Here is a 21,929-nt window from a genome sequence, read left to right on the forward strand (position 1 = left end):
GTGCCGTGCAATGAGTTCGTAAAATTCATTAGTTAGCCACACTATCGAATTTGGCGTACGCTGGCCCCATGCCCGAGCTCAGCCACCACCGGCGCCTGCTGGTGCTCGCGATCTGCTGCATGAGCCTGCTGATCGTGAGCCTGGACAACACGGTCCTGAACGTGGCCCTCCCCTCCATGCGCCAGGACCTGCACGCCGACACCGCCGGCCTCCAGTGGACGATCGACGCCTACACCCTCGTCCTGGCGTCCCTGCTGATGCTCGCGGGCTCCACGGCCGACCGGCTCGGCCGCAAGCGGGTCTTCATGGCCGGGCTGGTCGTCTTCTCGCTCGGCTCCCTGCTCTGCTCCCTCGCGCCCAGCCTGGAACTGCTGATCGCGGCCCGGACGGTGCAGGCGGTGGGCGGGTCCATGCTCAACCCGGTCGCCATGTCGATCATCACCAACACCTTCACCGACCCCCGCGAGCGCGCCCGCGCGATCGGCGTGTGGGGCGCGGTGGTCGGCATCTCACTGGCCGCGGGCCCGCTGGTCGGCGGGCTGCTGGTGGACTCGGTCGGCTGGCGCTCGATCTTCTGGCTGAACCTGCCGGTGGGCGCGGCGGCCCTCCTGCTGACCTGGCGCTACGTCCCGGAGTCCCGCGCGCCGCGCCCTCGCCGCCCGGACCCGGTCGGCCAGCTCCTCGTCATCACCCTCTTCGGCGCCCTGACGTACGCGATCATCGAGGCCCCGCACGCCGCCCCGGCGGCGGTCGCCCCCTTCGCCCTGCTCGCCGCGGCCGCTCTGATCGCCCTCCTGCGCTACGAGCCCCGCCGCCCCGAGCCCCTGATCGACCTGCGGTTCTTCCGCTCGGCGCCGTTCAGCGGAGCGACGGTCATCGCGATCAGCGCGTTCGCGGCGCTCGCCGGGTTCCTGTTCCTGTCCACCCTGTACCTCCAGGAGGTCCGGGGCCTGAGCGCCCTGCACGCGGGCCTGTGGATGCTCCCGCTGGCGGTCCCCGCCTTTCTGCGCCCCGGTCTCCGGCCGCCTGATAGGCACCCGGGGCCCCCGCCTGCCCCTCCTGATCGCGGGTACGGGCATGACGGCGAGCGCCCTGCTCTTCGCGACGCTCGACGCCGAGACCTCGAACACCACCCTGTTCCTCGGCTACGTCCTCTTCGGTATCGGCTTCGGCTTCGTCAACGCCCCGATCACCAACACGGCCGTCTCCGGAATGCCCCGCACCCAGGCCGGAGTGGCGGCGGCGGTGGCCTCCACCAGCCGCCAACTCGGCCAGACGCTGGGCGTGGCGGTCATCGGCGCGGTCCTGGCGGCGGGCATGGGCACGTCCTCCTACACCACCGCCTTCACGGCCGCCGCCACCCCGGCCTGGTGGATCCTCACCGCCTGCGGCACCGCGGTCCTCCTCCTCGGCCTCCTGACCACGGGCCCCTGGGCCCGCGGCACCGCCGCACGCGCGGCGGAACGACTGCGGTCCGGGGATCCGCGGGAGCCACAGGACGGGGAACGGCCCGTGTCACCCCGCCCTCACTCGTTCGAGCGGTGAGAAGCCCGGGCCGCCCGATACGCTGACGCCCGGGATCAGAATCACGCCCATGGGAGCGGCCATGACCACCTCCACCGCTGGGCAACCACTCATCCCCCAGCCCCCGGCCACGGTCGCAGCACTGCGGCAAGCCGTCAGACAGATCGCTCCTGCCTCCCTCCCCGCCTTCACCCAGGAACTGGACCAGGTGGCCGACCAGTCCCGGCAGGGCTCCGACCTGGCGCCCCTGCAACGGTTCGTGGCCCAGTGGTCCGTCTACGTCCACATCCAGCGCCACCCCGAGATCGCGGCGGACCTCCGCCGCTGGGAGAACACGGCCGAGTCGGGCAACGCCACCCAGGCCCGCGAGGCCGCGTCCCGCATCGGCCGAATCCTGGACGCGGCCCACGCCGCACACGCAGCCGTGGGATGAACATCCCCGTACCACAAGGAAGTTGAGGGTCGCCCCCGCTCTCCCACCCTGCCGGAGTGGGTGAGTGGCGGAACTGAATGTCCGTTCCGGGCCACACCCCGGACAACTTCACCCCCCAAACCCCCCTGTTGATGTTGGAGTTGCTGCACACTCCTGCACGGGCGTTTCCCGGACTGTGGAGGGTGTCGTGGTGCAGCTCAACGCGAGCAAGGTGACTCGGTGGGACCAGCACGGGCGGGAGCATGTCGTGCGGGTGCGGCGGACCGGGGTGCAGCGGACCGTCAGATGTGACACCTGCGGGTGGCGGATCTCGGCGCAGTTCCTGCCGTGGCTGAAGGCGGAGGAGCACCTCGCGGTGGAGCACCAGGCGACGGTGAACCCCGCGGAGGCGTGAGTCCTCGGCCCCACCCTTGTGGGAGCGCTCCCAAGCACGGCACGATAGGCGCGTGACCCAGCCACCCGCCTTCGTACGCCCGTACGAGCCCCAGGACCTCCCCGCGATCGAGGACATCTGCGTCCGCACCGCGCACAACGGCGGTGACAGCCGCCCCCACTACGCGGACCCGGGCGTCTTCCCGGCCACGTTCGCCACCCCGTACGTCGAGTTGGAGCCGGAGCTCGCCTTCGTGCTCGACGACGGGCGGGGCCGGGCGGTGGGGTACATCGTCGGCACCGCCGACACCCCGCGCTTCGCCGCCGAGTTCCGTACGAAGTGGCTCCCGAGGGTCGCCGACCGCCACCCGGCGCCCGAGGGCGCACCCGCCACCCCCGACGAGGTCATCGCCGACCTGCTGCACCGCCCCGAGCGGATGATCGTGCCCGAGATGGCCGGCCACCCCGCCCATCTGCACATCGACCTGCTGCCCGAGTGGCAGGGCAGGGGTTACGGGCGGGCCCTGATGGAGACCTTCCTGCGAACCCTGCACGGGCGCGGCGTCCCGGCCGCGCACCTCGTCATGTCGCGGGCCAACACCAACGCCCGCGCCTTCTACGACCGCATGGGCTTCGAGGAGGTGGCGGTGCCGGACGAGGAGGAGGTCGCCTTCCTCGTACGGCCGACGAGGACCGGGAGGCCGGGGGCGTAGGCCTCGCACGGACGAGGAGGACCGGGAGGCCGGGGGCGTAGGCCTCGCACGGACGAGGAGGACCGGGAGGCCGGGGGCGCAGGCCTCGCACGGACGAGGAGGACCGGAAGGCCGGAGGCGCAGGCCTCATACGGGCGACGAGGACCGGAAGGCCGGGGGCGCAGGCCTCGCACGGACGACGAGGACCGGAAGGCCGGGGGCGCAGGCCTCATACGGGCGACGAGGACCGGAAGGCCGGGGGCGCAGGCCTCGCACGGACGACGAGGACCGGGGCGTCAGGGGCGTAGGCCTCGTACCAGCAGGTCCACAACGGCCTCGAACTCGTCCAGCACCCCGGGCTGTTGCCACTCGCGGTGGTAGCCGGGGTCGTGGAAGCGGGCCGTGGCCTGGAAGACCGCGCGGGCCGTGACCAGGGAGTCGGCGGAGGCGAAGGCGCCCGCCTCCACTCCGGCGCGGACGATCTCCGCGAGCTGCCCGGTGAGATCGTCCAGGTGCTCGTCGACCGCGTCGCTGTTCTCCCCTGCCAGCGTGGTGTACGTGGCGAACAGCTCAGGGTCGTCCCCCGCCTTGTGCCGCTTCGCCTCGAACAGCGCCAGCAGCCAGGCCCGCAGCCGCTGCTCGGGGTCCTGGTCCGCGGCGGCGACGATCCCGGCCAGCGCCTCGGACGTACGGTCCAGCCAGCGCTTGGTCACCGCCTCGCGCAGCGCCGCCTTGGTGCGGAAGTGGCGGTAGACGCTGCCGTGGCTGACACCGAGCGCGCGGGCCACGTCGACCACGGTGGCCTTGGCCGGGCCGTGGCGGCGCAGCACCTCCTCGGTCGCTTCGAGGATGCGCTCGGCGGTCAGGACTTCGGTGGGCGGTGCCATGGAGGAGACCGTACCCCCGGCCGTTACTTGCTGCCGAGGTGGGCCATCTGCGCGGCCGGGTAGCGGTCGCCCGCGGCGGCGTCGGCCGGTACCGCCTGCTCGATCGCGGCGAGGTCGGACGCGTCCAGGGTGACGTCGAGGGCGCCCAGGGACTCGGTCAGCCGCTCCCGCGTACGGGCGCCGACCAGCGGCACGATGTCCTCGCCGCGGGAGAGCACCCAGGCGATGGCGATCTGCGCGACGCTCACGCCCTTCTGCTCGGCGATCTTCCGCAGGGCCTCGACCAGGTTCAGGTTGCGGTGGAGGTTGTCGCCCTGGAAGCGGGGCGAGAGGGAGCGGAAGTCGTTCGCGGCGAGCTGCCGGTCGGCGGTGAAGTGGCCGGAGATCAGCCCGCGGGAGAGGACGCCGTAGGCGGTGACGCCGATGCCCAGTTCGCGGGTGACCGGCAGGACCTCGTCCTCGATGCCGCGGGAGATCAGCGAGTACTCGAACTGCAGGTCGCTGATCGGGGCGGTGGCCGCGGCCCGGCGGATGGTGTCGGTGCCGACCTCGCTGAGTCCGATGTGGCGGACGTACCCCTGCTCGACGAGCTCGGCGATGGCGCCGACGGTCTCCTCGATCGGGACGTCCGGGTCGAGCCGGGCGATCCGGTAGACGTCGATGTGGTCGACGCCCAGGCGCTGCAGGGAGTACGCGGCGAAGTTCTTTACGGCCGCGGGGCGTCCGTCGTAGCCGGACCAGCCGCCGTCCGGGTCGCGCAGGGCGCCGAACTTCACGCTGGTCAGCGCCTGTTCGCGCAGCGCGGCGGGGGCGGTGCGCAGGGCTTCGCCGATCAGCATCTCGTTGTGGCCCATGCCGTAGAAGTCGCCGGTGTCGAGCAGGGTGACGCCGGCTTCCAGAGCGGCGTGGATCGTCGCGACAGACTCGGCCCGGTCGGCGTCGCCGTACAGCGCGGACATGCCCATGCAGCCGAGGCCGAGGGGGAGGACCCGGGGGCCGGTGGTTCCGAGGGTTCGGGGGGTGTTCGTTCGGGTGGTGTTCGTCGTCATGCCTCCACCATGCCGCAACAGCTGACAGATTTCAATATCTGTCATTCCAACTTTGTCACCCAAGGGCGCTGGTCCAGACCTATTGACGAGAGGTCCAGACCAGGAGCACTGTCATGCCTACGACATCTACGCCACCTCACCGCACCCCCACCGGGAGGCCCGTAATGCTCCGTCGTGCCCTGAGCGCCCTCACCGCGGCGGTCGCGACCGCCTGCCTCGTCCAGCTCCCCGCAGCACCCACCGCCACCGCCGCCGAGACCTGCGCGGTGAAGTCCAGGCCCACCGGAAAGGTCCTCCAGGGCTACTGGGAGAACTGGGACGGCGCCGCCAACGGCGTCCACCCGCCCTTCGGCTGGACCCCGATCACCGATTCCCGGATCGGCGCCCACGGCTACAACGTCATCAACGCGGCCTTCCCCGTCATCCGGTCCGACGGAACCGCGCTGTGGGAGGACGGCATGGACACCGGGGTGAAGGTGGCGACGCCTGCGGAGATGTGCGCGGCGAAGGCGTCCGGCAAGACGATCCTGCTGTCGATCGGCGGTGCGACAGCCGGAATCGACCTCAACTCGACGGCTGTGGCCGACCGTTTCATCGACACCATCGTGCCGATCCTGAAGACCTACAACTTCGACGGCATCGACATAGACATCGAGACCGGCCTGATCGGCAGCGGCAACTTCAACCAACTCTCCACGTCCCAGGCCAACCTGATCCGCATCATCGACGGCGTCCTGGCCCGCATGCCGGCCAACTTCGGCCTGACGATGGCCCCGGAGACGGCCTACGTCACCGGCGGCAGCGTGGTCTACGGCTCGATCTGGGGCGCGTACCTGCCGATCATCAAGAAGTACGCCGACAACGGCCGCCTGTGGTGGCTGAACATGCAGTACTACAACGGCAGCATGTACGGCTGCTCCGGCGACTCCTACGCGGCGGGCACGGTAGCGGGCTTCGTGGCCCAGACGGACTGTCTCAACCGGGGGTTGGTCATCCAGGGCACGACGATCCGGGTCCCCTACGACAAGCAGGTGCCCGGCCTTCCCGCCCAGCCCGGCGCGGGTGGCGGCCACATGTCCCCGTCGCTGGTCGCCCAGTCCTGGAACCACTACAACGGCGCCCTCAAGGGCCTGATGACCTGGTCCATCAACTGGGACGGCTCCCGCAACTGGACCTTCGGCGACAACGTGAAGGCGCTGCAGGGCCGTTGACCGGCGGCCCCTACCGCGCCGTGAACGCCAGCTTCGCCCCCAGGGCCACGAAGGACCCCGCGAACGTCCGGCGCAGCCACGCCATCACCCGCGGCCGGGATGTCACCCGGTCGCGGACCGACGCCGCGAGGACGCCGTACAGGGCGAAGACCACGAACGTGGCCAGCATGAAGACCGCGCTCAGGAGCAGCATGCGGGGCACGGCGCCGGAACTGCCGGGGTCGACGAACTGGGGCAGGAAGGCGAAGAAGAACATCGTCAGCTTGGGGTTGAGGAGGTTGATCAGCACGCCCCGCACGATCATCCGCCCCGCCGACACCGGCTCCGTCGCGCGGTCCACCGTGATCGCCTCCTTGTCCCGCAGGGTGGCCCAGGCCATGTACAACAGGTAGGCGACACCGGCGTACTTGAGGACCTGGAAGGCCGTCGCGCTGGCGTGCAGCAGCGCGGCGACTCCGGTGATCGTGGCCAGTATGTGCGGCAGGATCCCCAGAGTGCAGGCGAAGGCCGCGACGACACTGGCCCGGCGGCCGTGGGAGAGCCCGGCGGCGAGGGTGTAGACGACTCCGGTACCGGGCGTGGCGACGATGATCAGGGTGGTCAGCAGGAACGCGATGCTCATGCCCTCAGCCTGCTGAGGGTGAGGCCCCCGATACAGGACCACTTGAGGTCCTGTATCAGGGACCACCGGAGGATCACCCCGCCCCCGACGGGGCTCCCGCGACGCGTACGTACACGGTCAGTCGGCGCCCCCGGACCTCTTCGTCCGACACAAGCCTGAAGTGCGTCCTCAGGACCGCTGCCTTCATCCGGTCCCGCTCCCCCGTGACCGGCCTCGCCACCGCCGCCGCGTCCGTCACCAGCACGATTCGCCGCTGGCGCAGCATGGCGGCCCGTATGCGCCGCGGGCTCGCCTCGACGCCCCTGAGCGTGCCGGACGCCACCGGGTCCTCGTACAGTGCGATGTCCCGCAGCCCGGCGAAGGCGCCCGGCGAGACGGACTTGGCGTCGCGGCGGTCCGACGGGAGGAACAGCACCGCGTCTCCCGCCTCCTTCGTCCGCCGCACCTCCGACGCCAGGGCCATGACGTCGTCGACCCGACTGACGGAGGAACGTTTCTCCAGTGACTGCGGCAGCAGCCCCGCCATCGCCACGGCGACGGTCACCGGCAGGACCCACCGCGCGGCACCGGCATGGCGGCACCCGACCGCCCGTGCCGCCGCCCCGACGCAGACGCCGATCAGCAGCGCGAGCGAGCATGCTGTAGAGGACGTACCGGTCCAGGAACAGCGGCCGGAACAAGGAAGCGACGGCGAGGCCGAGCTGGGGCACGGCCAGCAGCGGCAGCCCCACGGCCGCCGCGGACAGCCGGCGCGAGCGGGGCGCGTCCAGCAGGGCACCGAGTCCTCCGATGGCCAGCAGCACCGCGGGGCCGATCATCATGTGCCAGGTCAGCGGGGGAATCCAGGCGACCTGTCCGGCCTGGCCCCGGCTGAAGAGGATCAGTGGCAGCGCACAGAGGAAGGCGGATACAGCGGCAGCCGTCCAGCGCAGCCACACCTCGCGCCGGACCCCGCACCACAGCAGGGTGACCAGATGGGCGGCGAGGATCATCAGCGAGAGCCAGTTCAACAGGCCCATCAGCGCGACGGTGCCGCCGTACCCGAACCAGCGCGCTCCCGCACCGCCCTCCTGCAGCACGGTGACGAGGAGCAGGGTGGAGATCCCGGCCCCGGCTGCGACCAGGGCGTACGGCCGGCCCTCCTGGAGGTGGAACTGGACCGCCGGCAGCATCCCGAGCGCCAGCCCGCCCGCCAGGCCCGCCCAGGTGCCCGCCAGCCGCTGCCCGATGACCGCCACACAGCCCGCGGCGACGGCCAGGGCGAGGACGGAGGGCAGCCGGAGAGTGGTGGTACCGGCGCCGAAGCACTCGAAGAGCATGTGCATCAGCAGGTAGTAACAGCCGTGCACGACATCGACGTTCTCCAGCATGTTGCAGATCTCGGCCGTGGAACGCCGGGCGACCAGCCAGGTCGCGGCCTCGTCCCGCCAGACGCTTCCCTGACGCGACAGCCCCCACGACCCGAGAGCGACCGTCCACAGCACGGGGAGCACCCATACGGGGAGGGTGCGCGGCAAGGGGGCGATTCGCTGCAAGGAGGGGCTCCGGGAGGGCGTTCGGGCACGCGGAAGCGGACCGACGGCCCGCGCGGACCATGATCCACAGGCACCCTAAGGCGTCGCCATCACCTCATTACCGGCGGGTAGGGGTAGTTCGGAAATCAACTGAAATAGCGCTATCTGCAAGCGGCGCCGGAACCGATATCGCAACCCGGATATCGCAACCCGGAACGCACGAACGCCGGGCGGGCCGGTCATCCGGCCCGCCCGGCGTTCGCCGGAGAGTGTGCGGCCTAGCAGCCGATCAGGCGCTGGGCCAGGTAGCCCTCGATCTGGTCCAGGGAGACGCGCTCCTGCTTCATGGAGTCGCGCTCGCGGACCGTCACCGCGTTGTCGTCCAGGGTGTCGAAGTCGACCGTCACGCAGTACGGCGTGCCGATCTCGTCCTGGCGGCGGTAGCGGCGGCCGATGGCGCCCGCGTCGTCGAACTCGATGTTCCAGTTCTGGCGGAGCGTCTGGGCGAGGCCCTTGGCCTTCGGGGACAGCTCCGGGTTGCGGGACAGCGGCAGCACCGCGACCTTCACCGGCGCCAGGCGGTGGTCCAGGCGCAGCACGGTGCGCTTCTCCATCTTGCCCTTGGCGTTGGGCGCCTCGTCCTCGACGTAGGCGTCGAGGAGGAAGGCCAGCATCGCGCGGCCGACACCGGCCGCCGGCTCGATGACGTACGGCGTCCAGCGCTCCTGGTTCTCCTGGTCGTAGTAGGAGAGGTCCTGGCCGGAGGCCTTGGAGTGGGCGCCGAGGTCGTAGTCGGTGCGGTTGGCGACACCTTCGAGCTCGCCCCACTCGTTGCCGCCGAACTGGAAGCGGTACTCGATGTCGGCGGTGCGCTTGGAGTAGTGGGAGAGCTTCTCCTTGGGGTGCTCGTACCAGCGCATGTTCTCCTCACGGAGACCAAGGCCCGTGTACCAGTTCCAGCGCTGCTCCATCCAGTACTCGTGCCACTTCTCGTCCTCGCCCGGCTTGACGAAGAACTCCATCTCCATCTGCTCGAACTCACGGGTGCGGAAGATGAAGTTGCCCGGCGTGATCTCGTTGCGGAACGACTTGCCCATCTGGGCGATGCCGAACGGGGGCTTGCGGCGCGAAGTGGTCTGCACCTGGGCGAAGTTGGTGAAGATGCCCTGGGCGGTCTCGGGACGCAGGTAGGCGACCGAGCCGGAGTCCTGGGTCGGGCCGAGGTGCGTGGACAACAGACCCGAGAACTGCTTGGGCTCGGTGAACTGGCCCTTGTTGCCGCAGTTGGGGCAGTTGATGTCCGCGAGGCCGTTCTCCGGGAGGCGCTTGTGCTTGGCCTCGTACGCCTCTTCAAGGTGGTCGGCGCGGAACCGCTTGTGACAGGAGGTGCACTCCGTCAGCGGGTCCGTGAAGGTCGCGACGTGACCGGAGGCGACCCAGACCTCGGAGGCGAGGATCACGGACGAGTCGATACCGACGACGTCCTCGCGCGACGTGACCATGTAGCGCCACCACTGGCGCTTGAGGTTCTCCTTGAGCTCGACACCCAGCGGTCCGTAGTCCCAGGCGGCGCGCTGGCCGCCGTAGATCTCACTGCAAGGGAATACGAAGCCACGGCGCTTGCTCAGGCTGACGATGGTGTCGATCTTGTCGGCGGCCACGGTGCTCTCTTCATGACGGACGGACATTTTGAAAGGTGCGGCGCGAAGCGCCTCGATGAGGGGTGGTGGTCGGGAGACGGGCGGGCGAATGCCTCAGGTTACCGGCGTGGCCCGGCTCCGTATCAAATCGGTTCGCCGCAGGGGGCTTGTTGACAACGGTTTCCAGAATCATTGAAAATGACTGTCATGAACGTACGACGACAGCACATATCCGGGCTGGCCGTGGCGGCCGTCACGGCCCTCGGTCTCGGCACTCTCTCCGCGTGCTCCGACAGCGTCGCCGCCGGGAACACGGAGAAGTTCGACGTCGTCGCGTCGTTCTACCCGATGGCCTACCTCGCCGAGGAGATCGGCGGGGAGCATGTGAACGTCACCACCCTCACCCAGCCCGGCCAGGAGCCGCACGACCTGGAGATCAGCGTCAAGCAGACCGCGCAGCTGGAGGAGTCCGACGCCGCCCTCTACCTCAAGGGACTCCAGCCCTCCGTCGACGAGGCGATCGCCCAGTCCGAGGTGAAGACGAAGATCGACGCGGCCGGGCTGACCTCCCTGGAGAAGCACGGCACCGAGGTCGGCGGCCACGCGGAGGAGCACGAGGAAGAGGCCGAGCACGGCCACGACCACGAGCACGAGGACGGACAGGACCCGCACATCTGGCTCGACCCCGTGAAGTACGCCGAGGTCGCCGAGGGTGTGGGCAAGGCCTTCGAGAAGGCCGACCCGGACCACGCGGCCGACTACCGCGAGAACACCGCGGCCCTGGTGAAGAAGCTCGGCGATCTCGACACCGAGTTCGAGGACGGGCTGCGGAACACCGACACCAAGGTCTTCATCACCACCCACGCCGCCTTCGGCTACCTCGCCGAGCGCTACGGCCTGACCGAGGAGGCCATCAGCGGCCTCGACCCCGAGTCGGAGCCCAGCGCCGCCCGCGTGAAGGAACTCTCCGAGATGGCGAAGGAGGACGGGGTCACCACCGTCTTCTACGAGACTCTCGTGAGCGACAGGACCGCCAAGACCCTCGCCTCCGACGCCGGTCTCAAAACGGCCGTCCTGGACCCGCTCGAAGGCATCACCGACAAGTCCGCGGGCGACGACTACATCCAGGTCATGAAGTCCAACCTCAAGGCGCTGCGGACCGCCCTGGGAGCGAAATGACCAGCTCTGAGGAGCAGCACATGAGCGAGCCCGTCATCTCCCTGCGCGGGGTCCGCGCCGACCTCGGCTCGCGGCCCGTGCTGCGCGGCATCGACCTCACCGTGTCCCGCGGTGAGGTCGTCGCCCTGCTCGGCGCCAACGGCTCGGGCAAGTCGACCGCCGTGCGCAGCGTCATCGGCCAGGTGCAGACCGGCGCCGGTGAGATCGAGCTGTTCGGCACCCCGCGCCGCCGGTTCCGCGACTGGCACCGGGTGGGCTACGTCCCCCAGCGCACCACCGCCGCCAGCGGCGTCCCGGCCACCGTGACCGAGGTCGTCTCCTCGGGCCGGCTCTCCCGCGCCCGCTTCGGCGTGCTGCGCAAGGCCGACCGGGAGGCGGTGCGCCGGGCCCTGGAGCTGGTCGGCATGGCGGACCGTGCCAAGGACAACGTCGAGGCGCTCTCCGGCGGCCAGCACCAGCGGGTGCTGATCGCCCGTGCGCTCGCCGCCGAACCGGAGCTGCTGATCATGGACGAGCCGATGGCGGGCGTCGACCTGGCCAGCCAGGAGGTGCTGGCCGAGACCCTGCGCGGCCAGGTCGAGGCCGGTACGACCGTCCTGCTCGTCCTGCACGAACTCGGGCCCCTGGAACCGCTGATCGACCGTGCGGTGGTCCTGCGCGACGGCTGCGTCGTCCACGACGGACCGCCCCCGCGGGCCGTCGGCCAGCACGCGCTGCCCGGCCACGACCACGTCCACCCGCACGCCCCCGCGGGCGCCGAACCGATCCGTACCGGACTGCTGAGCTGATGGAAATCCTCGACTACGCCTTCATGCAGCGGGCCCTGCTCGCCGCCGTCCTGGTCGGTGTCACGGCCCCCGCGGTCGGCATCTACCTGGTCCAGCGCCGCCAGGCCCTGATGGGCGACGGCATCGGGCATGTCGCCATGACCGGCGTCGGCCTCGGCTTCCTGCTCTCCTGGTCCCCGGTGTGGATGGCGACCCTGGTCTCCGTCCTCGGCGCGATCCTCATGGAGCTGATCCGCTGGTACGGCCGCACCCGCGGCGACATCGCCCTCGCCATGCTCTTCTACGGCGGTATGGCGGGCGGCGTCATGTTCATCAACCTCGCGCCGACGGGCTCCAACGCGAACCTGACGACGTACCTCTTCGGCTCCCTGTCCACGGTGAGCAAGTCTGACGTCACCGCGATCTGCCTGCTGGCGGCCTTCGTGGTGCTGGTCACCGTCGGACTGCGCCGTCAGCTGTTCGCGGTGAGCCAGGACGAGGAGTTCGCGCGGGTGACGGGGCTGCCGGTGCGGGCGCTGAACCTGCTCACCGCGGTCACGGCGGCGGTGACGGTGACCGTCGCCATGCGCGTGGTCGGGCTGCTGCTGGTCTCCGCGCTGATGGTGGTCCCGGTGGCCGCCGCCCAGCAGCTCAGCCGGAGCTTCGCGGCGACGTTCGCCATCGCGGTCGCCATCGGCGTCACCGTGACCATCAGCGGCACGGTGACCTCGTACTACCAGGACGTGCCGCCCGGCGCGACGATCGTGCTGCTGACCATCGGCGCGTTCATTCTGCTGACCGCGCTGGCCACGCCGCTCGCCCGGCGGCGGGCGCGGGCCGTCGCGGCGGCGCAGAAGGCCGGGGACCCCGCGGAGTGCGTGATCCCGCCGAGCCGGGGCGAGGGCCGGGGCAGCGGCGGAAAGGTCGGCGTCTGACCTGTGGCACAGCCCGGGCTGGCACAATGGCCGGGGCAGGCAGACCCTGAGGAGGCACCCCGTGACGACCGCTGGACCGCCCGTGAAGGGCCGCTCCACCCGGCAGCGGGCCGCCGTGGCGGCGGCCCTGGACGAGGTCGACGAGTTCCGCAGCGCGCAGGAACTGCACGACATGCTCAAGCACAAGGGCGACTCGGTCGGGCTGACCACGGTCTACCGCACGCTGCAGTCCCTGGCCGAGGCGGGTGAGGTCGACGTCCTGCGCACCTCCGACGGGGAGTCGGTGTACCGGCGGTGCTCGTCGGGTGAGCACCACCATCATCTGGTCTGCCGGGTGTGCGGCAAGGCGGTGGAGGTCGAGGGGCCGGCGGTGGAGAAGTGGGCCGACGCGATCGCCGCGGAACACGGCTACGTGAACGTGGCCCACACGGTGGAGATCTTCGGCACCTGCGCGGACTGCGCGGCGTCGGCTACCGACTGAACTTTCCTCGCCCCCGCCGCCCCTACCCGTTCCCGTCCTCCAGGGGGCTCTGCCCCCCTGGACCCCCGCTCCTCAAACGCCGGAGGGGCTGACTTCCAGCCCGTCCGGCGTTTGAGGACGAGGCCCGTCCAGGGCCGATCGGGGGTCTGGGGGCGGAGCCCCCAGGTACGGGACGGGAAGGGGCGGCGGGGGCGAAAAACACCCCCCGGCTACTCCTGGCGGCCCTCCATCGCCAGCAGCTCCTCATTCGGGATCGCGCCCCCGAAGCGGCGGTCCCGGGACGCGAATTCGAGGCACGCCCGCCACAGGTCACGCCGGTCGAAGTCCGGCCACAGCACGTCCTGGAACACCATCTCCGCGTAAGCGCTCTGCCAGAGAAGGTAGTTGGACGTGCGCTGCTCACCACTGGGCCGCAGGAAGAGGTCGACGTCCGGCATGTCGGGGTAGTACATGTACTTCGCGAACGTCTTCTCGTTCACCTTGGACGGATCCAGCCGCCCCGCCCGCACATCCTCCGCCAACGCCTGCGCCGCGTCCGCGATCTCGGCCCGCCCGCCGTAGTTCATGCAGAAGTACAGGGTCAGCCGGTCATTGTCCTTGGTCTGCTCCTGCGCGACCTGGAGTTCCTTCGCCACGGACTTCCACAGCTTCGGCATCCGCCCGACCCACCGCACCCGGATCCCCAGCTCGTCCAGCTGATCCCGGGTCTTGCGGATGAAGTCGCGGTTGAAGTTCATCAGGAAGCGCACCTCGTCCGGCGACCGCTTCCAGTTCTCGGTGGAGAAGGCGTACAGCGAGATCGCGCCGACGCCCATCTCGATGCCGCCCTGGAGCACGTCCAGCACCCGCTCGGCGCCGACCTTGTGCCCCTCGGTCCGCGGCAGCCCGCGCTCCTTGGCCCACCGCCCGTTCCCGTCCATGACGATCGCCACATGGCGGGGGATCAGCTCCCCGGGAAGCTTCGGGGGGCGGGCCCCGGACGGGTGCGGCTCCGGCGCCCTGTACTCCCGACGCTGCCGCCCCAGGATCCCGCGTACGACCATGTGCCCCTCGACTCCCTTGCTTCCCTTACTTTTCCACGTACCGAAGCGACCGCAGCCCGCGCTCCAGATGCCAGTGCAGGTAGGCGGAGACCAGTCCGCTGCCCTCCCGGACGTACCGCGGCTCGCAGGCGTCCGCAGTCTCCCAGTCTCCCGTAAGCAGCGCACCGAGCAGTTCCAGGGTCCGCGGCGAGGGTACGACGCTACCGGGCACCCGGCAGTCGACGCATACCGAGCCCCCGGAGGCCACCGAGAAGAAGCGGTTCGGTCCGGGCATCCCGCACTTCGCGCAGTCGCCGAAGCTGGGCGCGTAGCCGTTGACGGCGAGGGAGCGCAGCAGGAAGGCGTCGAGGACCAGGTGCGGGGCGTGCTCCCCGCGGGCCAGGGTGCGCAGGGCGCCGACCAGCAGCAGGTACTGCTGGACGGCCGGCTCGCCCTCGTGGTCGGTGAACCGCTCGGCGGTCTCCAGCATGGCGGTGCCGGCGGTGTAGCGGGCGTAGTCGGTGACGATGCCGCCGCCGTAGGGCGCGATGGTCTCGCTCTGGGTGCACAGCGGCAGCCCGCGCCCGATCAGCTCGCTGCCCCGGGCGAAGAACTGCACGTCCACATGGGAGAAGGGCTCCAGCCGGGCCCCGAACTTCGACTTGGTACGGCGTACCCCGCGCGCCACCGCCCGCACCCGCCCGTGCCCCCGGGTGAGCAGGGTGATGATCCGGTCGGCCTCACCCAGCTTCTGGGTGCGCAGCACGATGCCGTCGTCCCGGAACAGGCTCATCGCGCGCCCCCGGGGGGCGGCGGCTGGAGGTGGCTCATGGAGTCATTCTCGCCTACCGAGGGGGCGGTCCGGGGCGCTGATGGCGGTCCAGGGGGCCCGGTTCCAGGGGCTGTCCCGGTTCGCCGGGTCCAGCAGGGAACGCAGGTGTGCGTCGGCGGTCGCCCGGGGTGCCGGGAAGTCGGCGTCGGGGGTACCGCGCAGGGCGTCCTGCCAGACCTCGCGGCCGAGGAGGTAGTGGTCGGCGTACTCGTGCCAGGAGGCGTACGTCCGCACCACCGACGGCACGATGTTCTTCAGCGCGGTCCAGGCGTCGGCCTCGTCCAGCAGCCCGCAGGCGAACCCGCGGCGCGAGATGTCGACGTACAGGGCCGCGTCCCAGGCGAGCGGCGAGACCCCGGTGAGCCGGTAGGCGCGGGTGCGGTACCCGGCGCGGGACAGCTCGTCGAGCCGTTCGACCAGGGCGGCGCGCGAGGTGATCCCCCACTGCTCGGCGAGCCACTGCCGGGCGCAGTCGTCGTCGATCCTGGTGAACGGGTACAGGGTGGTCCGCGAGGCGCGCTTGTCCCGGCTCACGGGCGCGCTCAGGGACACCATCCACAACTGGTGCGCGGTCAGCGGCACGGGATAGCGACGGGCCGCTTTCGGCCCCCGCTTCCTCCAACTCCACAACCCCATGCCGCCGCACCCTAACGCCCGGCGTCAAGGCACCTCACCGCAGGTGCGCGCACTCACCGCCCGCCGCCGCTCGGCGGGCGTGGCATACCGCACCACCTCGGGCGCCGCGTCCCACTCCAGCCCACCGCCGTACGGTCTGAGCTGCACGTACGGCCCCTCGTGCCCCATCACGATGCCGATCCTCCCGGACCGGGTGTCCACGACGTACGAACCGACGGCCGGCTTCACAGCAGTAACCCCTTCCCGCTGCCCACGCATCTTCCGTCCCGTTCGTTCCCCCGACCTCCCCTGTTTCACTCTTCGCATCCCTTTGACGACGCTGCGCGCCTACACTTCGGAAGGATCAGTGGGGCTGCTGGCCTCCCACAGGTACGCGAACCGCTCGATGCGCTCGGAGACATGGTCCGGTGTCATCTTCAGCGTGGTCTTGGTGGGCGTGGCCCGGACATCGGGCTCGATCTCGTAGCAGAGTTCGTCGTCGAAGATGATGAAGTCGTTGACCGAGGTCACCGGTTCGTTGTCGAGCTGGGACTGGTCCACGATCCGCGCGTCGATGCCGTACCTGCGCTGCCGTTCGCAGAGCCGGCGCAGCGAGTCGGTGATTTCCTCGGGGCTGTCGACGAGGAACAACCGCCGTATCTCCACGCCCCGTTTCCGGATCGCGTCGCCCTGCGCGACCATGTACCGCCTGCCGGGGCCACTGGACCAGAAGTCCCGGTCGACGGAGGTGCTGGTGGCGTAGAGCGTCTTCTTGGTGCAGGCGGTCAGGTCGATCAGCCACTCGTGGTTCTCGCCGGGGCAGTCCGCGGTGCCGTTGGACAGGCTCTCCATCAGCTGGGCCAGGCTGGCGATCTCCTCCTGCGCGAACCGCTTGACGATCTCCGAGCCGTGCTCGCCGACCTGGGTGTACTTGCGGGCCAGCCGGGTCACGCCGTCGGAACGCAGGACGGACCGGTCGACCTGGCTGAAGAGCTCGGTGGCCGCGTTGATCTTGGCGAAGCTCTCGTCGACCGCGGCGCGCATCTCCCGGTGGTGGTCGGCGAGGCTGTCCCGCATAGTGCGGATCCGCCGTCTCTGGGCCTCCTCCATGGCTTCGAGGCGTTCCCCGAAGTCCACCAGGTACTGCACGATCAGCACCGCGCAGCCCAGGACCACGGACATCGTCCACTGCCAGAGCTGACCGGCCTCCGGGCTGAGGACATCGGTCAGGAAGAAGGCCCCGGTCGCCACTAACACCGTGACCAGGGTCTTCCTGAACAGTTTCGACCGGCGTTCGTCCTGCTGCGGCGGCGATACGGTCCTTACATCTCCTGTCGTCGCTCCGTTCATGTCTCCCCCGTCGGGTTGTGTCGTCGGGCCGCTCCTCAGCGCGTGCTCAGCGCCTGGTGCAGCAACGGAATTGTCTGGACCGCCAGTTGGTCGCGGATCCGCTGGACCAGGCTGCGCCACTGGCGGGTGAAGCCGGGCTCCTGTTCCAGCTCGTCCCAGAGGTGACCCAGTGAGCGGTCCACGTGTGCGCGCGGCATCCACAGATGCAGCAGATGATCGACGGCCGGCCGCAGCGCGAGGACGGCCGAGGGGCCGTCCTCGGCGCCGAGCCGGCTGTTGTCCAGCATGTGCACGACGGTCGTGAGCAGCCAGTCGTGCAGGGCGAGGTCCTCGGCGAGGCTCGCCGCCGCGGTCGCCGGGATGTCCTCGGGCAGCCGCAGTTCCATGGTGCGCAGGCCGTCCTCGGCGAGCGTGAAGCGGGTCAGGGCCGGGCGCTGTCCGGCCGGGGCCCGGCGGGCGGTCCACCGCAGGTGTGTGCGGCGGGACTTGAAGGGTGCCTTGTGGTCGAGCAGCGGGTGGCGCAGCAGTTGGGCGAGCAGCCCCTCGGCGATCATCCCGAGGTCCAGTTCGCCGCGTCCGGCGCCGCGCAGCACGCCTTCCGCGGTGGCCTGGGCGGGCAGTTTCCCGAACGGCTCGACGAGCCCGGGGCGTACCAGGTACTGGCCCCAGGGGCGGCGCAGGTCGGGGCCGGTGGCCGGGAGGCTGAACCAGGCGGTGGCCTGCAGGACGCGGCCCTCGGTGAGCGCGGCGCGGGCGGCGACGGTGCCGACGCCGCGCACGCGGGCGCCGTTGGAGGTGGGCAGCCTGCAGTCCACGCCGGTGAGCGTGGCGGGCGAGAGGACGTAGAGGTTGGGCCGCTCGGAGACGCGGACGTGTTCGTCGGCGCGCAGGCGCAGGAACTGGGCGGCGGCCCGGCGGTCCAGTGGCTGGAAGGACGGCAGCAGACAGGTGCGCACCTCGCCGCAGACGAGGACCGGGGGCGCCGACTGTCCGGTGGCCGTCATCTCAGGCTCCCTCGGGGGGTGCGTCGGCGGGCTCCTCGTAGAAGACGTACGAGGCGCGCTGGGCGACGGCCGCGGGCACCGGGACCCGTTCGGCGCGGGAGCGCAGGTCGATCTGTTCCAGGGCGTCGGTGTCGACGTCTATCTGGTCCAGGATCAGCCGTACGGCGTCCTCGACGGCGAGGAAGCGGTTGGGCATCAGGGTGCAGGTGCGGTAGGCGCTGAACGGGTCGGCGTCCGGGTTGAGCCGGAGCAACGGCGGCAGCCGGTCCCAGTCGTGCGGGAAGTCGCCGCCGTCCCAGGGCCTGGGCACCAGGACCGGTTCGCCGAGGTGGCGCAGGAGGCCGAGGCGGGCCAGTTGCCACACGGCGGCCAGGAAGGGGCAGGACCACAGGCGCCGGCCGTCCTTGTCGGACCACAGCTCGACGTCCATGAAGACGGAGTGGTTGCGGGCGGCGGTCTCCTGGGGCGGCTGCCAGGCAGGCGCCTCGGAGAGGGCGGCGCCGCGGCCTGGGCTGCGCTGGCCGTTGGCGAGCCAGCCGGTGCGGCTGACGGGCGGGCGGGAGCCGTAGGAGCCGGGCGGCGGGGACTCGACGAGGCGGTGCATGACGGACTCGGCGAGTTCGACGCGGTCGGCGACGGCGCAGCCGGACTCGCGGGCCAGGTAGTCGATGGTGAGCCCGGCCTCCTCGGCCTCCTTGAGGATCAGCGGCACGAGTTCGGCGGGGGTGGAGAAGCGGCTGAAGTAGTCGTCGATGAGGAAGCAGGTGCTGATCCTGGCCCGGCCGCCGCCCGCGCGCCGGGCGGCGGAGGCGCGGGCGGCCTCCACCCAGATCCGTACCTCGGCGAAGTGCTCGCCCAGCCGCTTGGGCCCGTCCTCGAAGTCCTCCATGTACAGGTGGCCCAGCTCCAGCGAGAGATGGGACAGCGGCACCGCCTGGGTGCGTGGCTCGGCGCTGGTCTCCCGGAAGACGGCTTCGCTCATGCCTGCTCCCAGTACTTGTCGTCGGTGAGCCGGCCGGCCAGGTCGCTGAGCGCCCGCCAGGTCTCCATGTTGGCGATCTGGCTGTCGAGCACGTCCTCGTCGGTGATCAGCTGCTCCCGCCACTGGAGCACGGGTTCGAGCGGTACGGCGCCCAGGACCTGGCTGTAGCCGATGCCGTGGGAGGAGGCGAGCTGCTTCAGATCGCGGTCGCACTCGCGCATCCACGCCGACTGGGTGGCCGAGACCTGCGACCACAGCTGGGAGGCGGGGTCGGGTACGGCGGCCCGGACGAAGCGGATCGAGCCGCGCAGGGTGTCCTCGTCGTGGCCGCGGGCGACTCCTCCGGCGACGATTCCGCGCTTGCCGAAGACCAGTCCCGCGGCGGCGGCCACGTGCTGCCGGGTCCAGCGGTGGAAGATCAGCCAGCGCGCGTCGACGCCGCGCATCTCGGGCAGTGAGGTGGCCTCCAATGCCATGTCGACGGCGTAGGAGCGGCCCGCGCTGAGATCGACGATGATCATGTCGAACTCGGAGTTGAGCTTCAGCAGCAGGTCCACGCAGCGGCGCAGGTTGTCGTCGTCGGTGGCGAACTCGCCGCCGCTGAGGTCGCCGGGCATCAGCACCAGCCGGCCCGAGCCGGGCGGCCGGTTGCGCAGCACGCGGTGCTCGGTGTCCGCCCAGACGTCGACCCGGACGGGCTCGCCGACCTCGCCGATGAGGTAGGAGTGCAGTCCGCGGTCCTCGGCGGCCTGGCGGGCGTCGGGCACGTCGAAGACGGCGGTGGCGGTGGGCGAGCCGAAGTCGAAGTCCAGGTAGCAGACGTCGTCGCCGGCCAGCGACCGGTGGTAGGCGAGGTTGGCGCTGGTGACCGAGCGGCCCGTGCCTCCCTTGTCGGAGGCCGCGAAGATCAGCACGGGTCACACTCCCTGGGCCGCTGCTTCGCGGGCGCGGCCGAGGGCGTCGAGCTGCCCGAGGACGTCGAGGGCGAGCGCGTAGGAGGTGCCGGGCTGTTCCTCGACCAGGGCGCGGGCGCGGCGCAGCTTGACCTCGATGTTGCGCAGCTGCATGCCGTGCCGGCCGTCGTCCTTGGGCGCCGGTTCCATCTGTTCGTTGCCGAGCAGATGGGCGGCCTCGGAGAGCAACGCCTTGGCCAGCTCGATCAGTTCGAGGCTGCGGATCGGCGGCTGCTGGTACATCTGGTGGGCCTGCACCATGACCTCGGTGACCCGCTCGGTGATGCTCCAGGAGACGGGGACGCGCCGCTTGGTGATCTCGGCCTCGGGGTAGGCGGCGTGGACGTTGTCCCACAGGCCCACGCCCTCGCCGTCGCGGATCCGGCGGCGCCACATGTGGTCGAAGATGCTCTCGGCGAGACCGAGCAGCCGGTCGTGGGCGGCCAGGCTGCGGGAGAGCGTGCACAGTTGGACGGTCCGCTTCAGCAACTGCGCCGAGAAGTCGGTCATCGACCAGGTCATCTGCGGCCCGAGCCGCTCGCTGCCCTGGAGGGGCAGGGCGACACCCACGTCGTGCAGGGTGTGGACCATCGGGTCGTTCACCGTCATACGGCTGGTGATACGGCCGCGTTCGGCGAGCCGCTCCATGACGGTGACGGTGCGGTTGAGGTCGTCGTCGGTGGCCCGGCGGCGCATCAGGTCGTGCACCAGGATGGCGGCGACGGAGAGGGAGAAGTACTCGGATTCCAGGCGCTGTCCGGTGGTCCGCCAGGGGATGTCCTCCAGGGGCCAGCGCTCGGCGTCGAAGCGGGCGATCCGGGACCAGTACTGCTGGGTCACCTCCCAGCGCAGGCGCAGCGCCTCGGCGAGCCTTTGCTGCTCGGTGTTGAGCAGGCCCAGGGTGAGGGTGCGGTCGGAGAACAGGTCCTGGATACCGTCGAGGGCGACCACGGTGAAGTACAGGTACGGCACCGGGCTGGCGACGCCCTCGGGCTGCGGGCCGACGGGTTCGTCGGTCTCGACCTCGGGGGCGCCCTGGACCAGGCTCCAGGCCCAGCCGCACTCGAACATCTGGCTCTCGTCCTTGAGGCCTTCCTGGACGTCGATACCGAGCTGGAGGCTCTCGACGATCGCGGCGCGCAGCGGCCGGAAGCGGTCCTGGAATCTCTTGAGCACCTGGCGCTGCGAGAGCCGTCCCTGGCCGAGGAGTTCGGCGAGGGTGCGGCCCTGGGGGGCGTCGGTGTCGAAGACGTTGACGGTGAAGGAGCGCAGCAGGCTGACCATGGCCGCGGTGAGCCGGGCGCTGGTGGCGGCGCGCAGTTCGGCGATGGTCTCGCGGATGTCGGTGCGCCGGGTCTTGCCCTCGTAGATCTTCAGGAAGCCGAGGGTGGCCAGGCACAGGGTGATGGACATCGAGTAGGAGTCCACCACTCCGGTGCGCCGCTGTTCCTCGGTGAGTTCCTGGTCCGGGTCGTGGCTGCCGAAGTAGTAGCCGCCGGCGAAGGAGGGGCCTTTGTCCTCGCCGGTGTGGGCGCGCATGAACTCGGCCGTGGCGGTGACCAGGTTGGCCGGGATGTCGAGTCGTCCGCCGGCCTTCTTCAGTACCTGTTGGACGTCGTCCTGGGTGGTGTCCGGATCGTCCAGCCGGAAGGCCGGAATCTCCGTCGCCGGATAAAGGATGCAGAGCAATCGCTCCGCGTCGGCGACGCTGCTCTCACCGCCCCACTGTCCCCAGTTCCACTCGCCACCCTCGAACGAGTGGCGACCTAGCGCCTGCCAGATGTCCAGCAGGTGCTGACGTGGCTTGATCTGCATCCCATGCCCCTCACACAGGCCGCACTGCCATCAATGGAGGAAATTCCCTC

21 protein-coding genes and 2 pseudogenes are annotated in these 21,929 nt (G+C 70.5%); 9 read left to right on the top strand and 14 right to left on the bottom strand.

Going from position 1 to position 21,929, the window contains the following annotated elements; all coding sequences use genetic code 11:
• Positions 1 to 68: 68 nt before the first annotated feature.
• The 4 genes and pseudogenes from ACZ7L7_RS03365 (at position 69) to ACZ7L7_RS03380 (ending at position 3,042) form a co-directional block, all read left to right on the top strand.
• Positions 69 to 1,545: pseudogene (locus ACZ7L7_RS03365) on the top strand (MFS transporter).
• Between the two features lie 61 nt (positions 1,546 to 1,606).
• A complete protein-coding gene (locus ACZ7L7_RS03370; RefSeq protein ID WP_471592025.1) occupies positions 1,607 to 1,957 on the top strand; it encodes a DUF6247 family protein in 351 nt (116 codons plus the stop codon).
• A 187-nt stretch (positions 1,958 to 2,144) separates the two neighbouring features.
• Positions 2,145 to 2,351, top strand: a complete 207-nt coding sequence (locus ACZ7L7_RS03375; RefSeq protein WP_285511211.1) for a hypothetical protein — start codon at positions 2,145 to 2,147, stop codon at positions 2,349 to 2,351.
• A 52-nt stretch (positions 2,352 to 2,403) separates the two neighbouring features.
• Positions 2,404 to 3,042 carry a GNAT family N-acetyltransferase gene (locus tag ACZ7L7_RS03380; protein WP_471592024.1) on the top strand — a complete coding sequence of 213 codons (639 nt, stop codon included), beginning with the start codon at positions 2,404 to 2,406 and terminating at the stop codon, positions 3,040 to 3,042.
• A gap of 275 nt (positions 3,043 to 3,317) precedes the next feature.
• Here ACZ7L7_RS03380 and ACZ7L7_RS03385 read toward each other — a convergent pair whose 3' ends face one another.
• On the bottom strand, positions 3,318 to 3,908 hold the full coding sequence (locus ACZ7L7_RS03385) for a TetR/AcrR family transcriptional regulator (RefSeq protein ID WP_285511209.1): 591 nt from the start codon (positions 3,906 to 3,908) through the stop codon (positions 3,318 to 3,320).
• A gap of 23 nt (positions 3,909 to 3,931) precedes the next feature.
• On the bottom strand, positions 3,932 to 4,957 hold the full coding sequence (locus ACZ7L7_RS03390) for an aldo/keto reductase (protein ID WP_472074601.1): 1,026 nt from the start codon (positions 4,955 to 4,957) through the stop codon (positions 3,932 to 3,934).
• Positions 4,958 to 5,121: 164 nt separating this feature from the next.
• On the opposite strand from ACZ7L7_RS03390, the gene ACZ7L7_RS03395 reads away from it, so the two are divergent.
• On the top strand, positions 5,122 to 6,168 hold the full coding sequence (locus tag ACZ7L7_RS03395) for a chitinase (protein WP_472074603.1): 1,047 nt from the start codon (positions 5,122 to 5,124) through the stop codon (positions 6,166 to 6,168).
• Between the two features lie 10 nt (positions 6,169 to 6,178).
• Here ACZ7L7_RS03395 and ACZ7L7_RS03400 read toward each other — a convergent pair whose 3' ends face one another.
• The 3 genes and pseudogenes from ACZ7L7_RS03400 to ACZ7L7_RS03410 form a co-directional block, all read right to left on the bottom strand.
• On the bottom strand, positions 6,179 to 6,790 hold the full coding sequence (locus ACZ7L7_RS03400) for a LysE family translocator (RefSeq protein WP_285511206.1): 612 nt from the start codon (positions 6,788 to 6,790) through the stop codon (positions 6,179 to 6,181).
• A 73-nt stretch (positions 6,791 to 6,863) separates the two neighbouring features.
• Positions 6,864 to 8,316 (bottom strand): annotated as a pseudogene (locus ACZ7L7_RS03405) (glycosyltransferase family 39 protein).
• A gap of 266 nt (positions 8,317 to 8,582) precedes the next feature.
• Positions 8,583 to 9,965 carry a glycine--tRNA ligase gene (locus ACZ7L7_RS03410; protein WP_285511204.1) on the bottom strand — a complete coding sequence of 461 codons (1,383 nt, stop codon included), beginning with the start codon at positions 9,963 to 9,965 and terminating at the stop codon, positions 8,583 to 8,585.
• Between the two features lie 186 nt (positions 9,966 to 10,151).
• Between ACZ7L7_RS03410 and ACZ7L7_RS03415 the strand changes: the two genes are divergently transcribed.
• The 4 genes from ACZ7L7_RS03415 (at position 10,152) to ACZ7L7_RS03430 (ending at position 13,306) form a co-directional block, all read left to right on the top strand.
• The gene (locus ACZ7L7_RS03415; RefSeq protein ID WP_285511203.1) at positions 10,152 to 11,123 is read left to right on the top strand and encodes a metal ABC transporter substrate-binding protein; all 972 of its coding nucleotides are present in this window, start codon (positions 10,152 to 10,154) and stop codon (positions 11,121 to 11,123) included.
• A gap of 20 nt (positions 11,124 to 11,143) precedes the next feature.
• A complete protein-coding gene (locus tag ACZ7L7_RS03420) occupies positions 11,144 to 11,911 on the top strand; it encodes a metal ABC transporter ATP-binding protein (protein WP_285511202.1) in 768 nt (255 codons plus the stop codon).
• Positions 11,911 to 12,825, top strand: a complete 915-nt coding sequence (locus ACZ7L7_RS03425) for a metal ABC transporter permease (protein ID WP_285511201.1) — start codon at positions 11,911 to 11,913, stop codon at positions 12,823 to 12,825. The genes ACZ7L7_RS03420 and ACZ7L7_RS03425 overlap by 1 nt, the downstream gene beginning before the upstream one ends.
• A 61-nt stretch (positions 12,826 to 12,886) precedes the next feature.
• Positions 12,887 to 13,306, top strand: a complete 420-nt coding sequence (locus ACZ7L7_RS03430) for a Fur family transcriptional regulator (RefSeq protein ID WP_285511200.1) — start codon at positions 12,887 to 12,889, stop codon at positions 13,304 to 13,306.
• Between the two features lie 209 nt (positions 13,307 to 13,515).
• Here the strand turns inward: ACZ7L7_RS03430 and ACZ7L7_RS03435 are convergent, their stop codons facing one another.
• The 9 genes from ACZ7L7_RS03435 to ACZ7L7_RS03475 form a co-directional block, all read right to left on the bottom strand.
• Positions 13,516 to 14,349: an isoprenyl transferase gene (locus ACZ7L7_RS03435; protein WP_285511199.1), complete on the bottom strand. Its 834-nt coding sequence runs from the start codon at positions 14,347 to 14,349 to the stop codon at positions 13,516 to 13,518.
• 25 nt (positions 14,350 to 14,374) lie between these two features.
• Positions 14,375 to 15,121 (bottom strand): DNA repair protein RecO, encoded by a 747-nt coding sequence (gene recO / locus ACZ7L7_RS03440; protein ID WP_285511198.1) that lies wholly within the window; start codon positions 15,119 to 15,121, stop codon positions 14,375 to 14,377.
• Between the two features lie 42 nt (positions 15,122 to 15,163).
• Positions 15,164 to 15,796, bottom strand: a complete 633-nt coding sequence (locus tag ACZ7L7_RS03445; RefSeq protein WP_472074607.1) for a DUF1266 domain-containing protein — start codon at positions 15,794 to 15,796, stop codon at positions 15,164 to 15,166.
• A 24-nt stretch (positions 15,797 to 15,820) separates the two neighbouring features.
• Positions 15,821 to 16,024 (bottom strand): hypothetical protein, encoded by a 204-nt coding sequence (locus tag ACZ7L7_RS03450; RefSeq protein ID WP_285511196.1) that lies wholly within the window; start codon positions 16,022 to 16,024, stop codon positions 15,821 to 15,823.
• Between the two features lie 99 nt (positions 16,025 to 16,123).
• Positions 16,124 to 17,032, bottom strand: coding sequence for a DUF6879 family protein (locus ACZ7L7_RS03455; RefSeq protein ID WP_471592019.1), 909 nt, complete (start codon positions 17,030 to 17,032; stop codon positions 16,124 to 16,126).
• Positions 17,033 to 17,160: 128 nt separating this feature from the next.
• Complete coding sequence (locus ACZ7L7_RS03460; protein ID WP_472074609.1) at positions 17,161 to 18,129, bottom strand: SCO2521 family protein; 969 nt, start codon at positions 18,127 to 18,129, stop codon at positions 17,161 to 17,163.
• Position 18,130: 1 nt separating this feature from the next.
• Positions 18,131 to 19,111 carry an SCO2522 family protein gene (locus ACZ7L7_RS03465; protein WP_285511193.1) on the bottom strand — a complete coding sequence of 327 codons (981 nt, stop codon included), beginning with the start codon at positions 19,109 to 19,111 and terminating at the stop codon, positions 18,131 to 18,133.
• Positions 19,108 to 20,025 carry an SCO2523 family variant P-loop protein gene (locus tag ACZ7L7_RS03470; RefSeq protein WP_285511192.1) on the bottom strand — a complete coding sequence of 306 codons (918 nt, stop codon included), beginning with the start codon at positions 20,023 to 20,025 and terminating at the stop codon, positions 19,108 to 19,110. The genes ACZ7L7_RS03465 and ACZ7L7_RS03470 overlap by 4 nt, the downstream gene beginning before the upstream one ends.
• Before the next feature lie 3 nt (positions 20,026 to 20,028).
• Positions 20,029 to 21,879 (bottom strand): SCO2524 family protein, encoded by a 1,851-nt coding sequence (locus tag ACZ7L7_RS03475; RefSeq protein WP_453600270.1) that lies wholly within the window; start codon positions 21,877 to 21,879, stop codon positions 20,029 to 20,031.
• Between the last annotated feature and the right edge of the window lie 50 nt (positions 21,880 to 21,929).

This window comes from Streptomyces sp. NPDC110618, from assembly GCF_055657065.1.

Coding starts and splice junctions, on each gene's coding strand:
- ACZ7L7_RS03445 (WP_472074607.1), bottom strand. CDS start 15,796: ATGGGGTTGTGGAGTTGGAGGAAGCGGGGGCCGAAAGCGGCCCGTCGC.
- ACZ7L7_RS03475 (WP_453600270.1), bottom strand. CDS start 21,879: ATGCAGATCAAGCCACGTCAGCACCTGCTGGACATCTGGCAGGCGCTA.
- ACZ7L7_RS03465 (WP_285511193.1), bottom strand. CDS start 19,111: ATGAGCGAAGCCGTCTTCCGGGAGACCAGCGCCGAGCCACGCACCCAG.
- ACZ7L7_RS03395 (WP_472074603.1), top strand. CDS start 5,122: ATGCTCCGTCGTGCCCTGAGCGCCCTCACCGCGGCGGTCGCGACCGCC.
- ACZ7L7_RS03390 (WP_472074601.1), bottom strand. CDS start 4,957: ATGACGACGAACACCACCCGAACGAACACCCCCCGAACCCTCGGAACC.
- ACZ7L7_RS03400 (WP_285511206.1), bottom strand. CDS start 6,790: ATGAGCATCGCGTTCCTGCTGACCACCCTGATCATCGTCGCCACGCCC.
- ACZ7L7_RS03385 (WP_285511209.1), bottom strand. CDS start 3,908: ATGGCACCGCCCACCGAAGTCCTGACCGCCGAGCGCATCCTCGAAGCG.
- ACZ7L7_RS03435 (WP_285511199.1), bottom strand. CDS start 14,349: ATGGTCGTACGCGGGATCCTGGGGCGGCAGCGTCGGGAGTACAGGGCG.
- ACZ7L7_RS03425 (WP_285511201.1), top strand. CDS start 11,911: ATGGAAATCCTCGACTACGCCTTCATGCAGCGGGCCCTGCTCGCCGCC.
- ACZ7L7_RS03460 (WP_472074609.1), bottom strand. CDS start 18,129: ATGACGGCCACCGGACAGTCGGCGCCCCCGGTCCTCGTCTGCGGCGAG.
- ACZ7L7_RS03420 (WP_285511202.1), top strand. CDS start 11,144: ATGAGCGAGCCCGTCATCTCCCTGCGCGGGGTCCGCGCCGACCTCGGC.
- ACZ7L7_RS03415 (WP_285511203.1), top strand. CDS start 10,152: ATGAACGTACGACGACAGCACATATCCGGGCTGGCCGTGGCGGCCGTC.
- recO (WP_285511198.1), bottom strand. CDS start 15,121: ATGAGCCTGTTCCGGGACGACGGCATCGTGCTGCGCACCCAGAAGCTG.
- ACZ7L7_RS03370 (WP_471592025.1), top strand. CDS start 1,607: ATGACCACCTCCACCGCTGGGCAACCACTCATCCCCCAGCCCCCGGCC.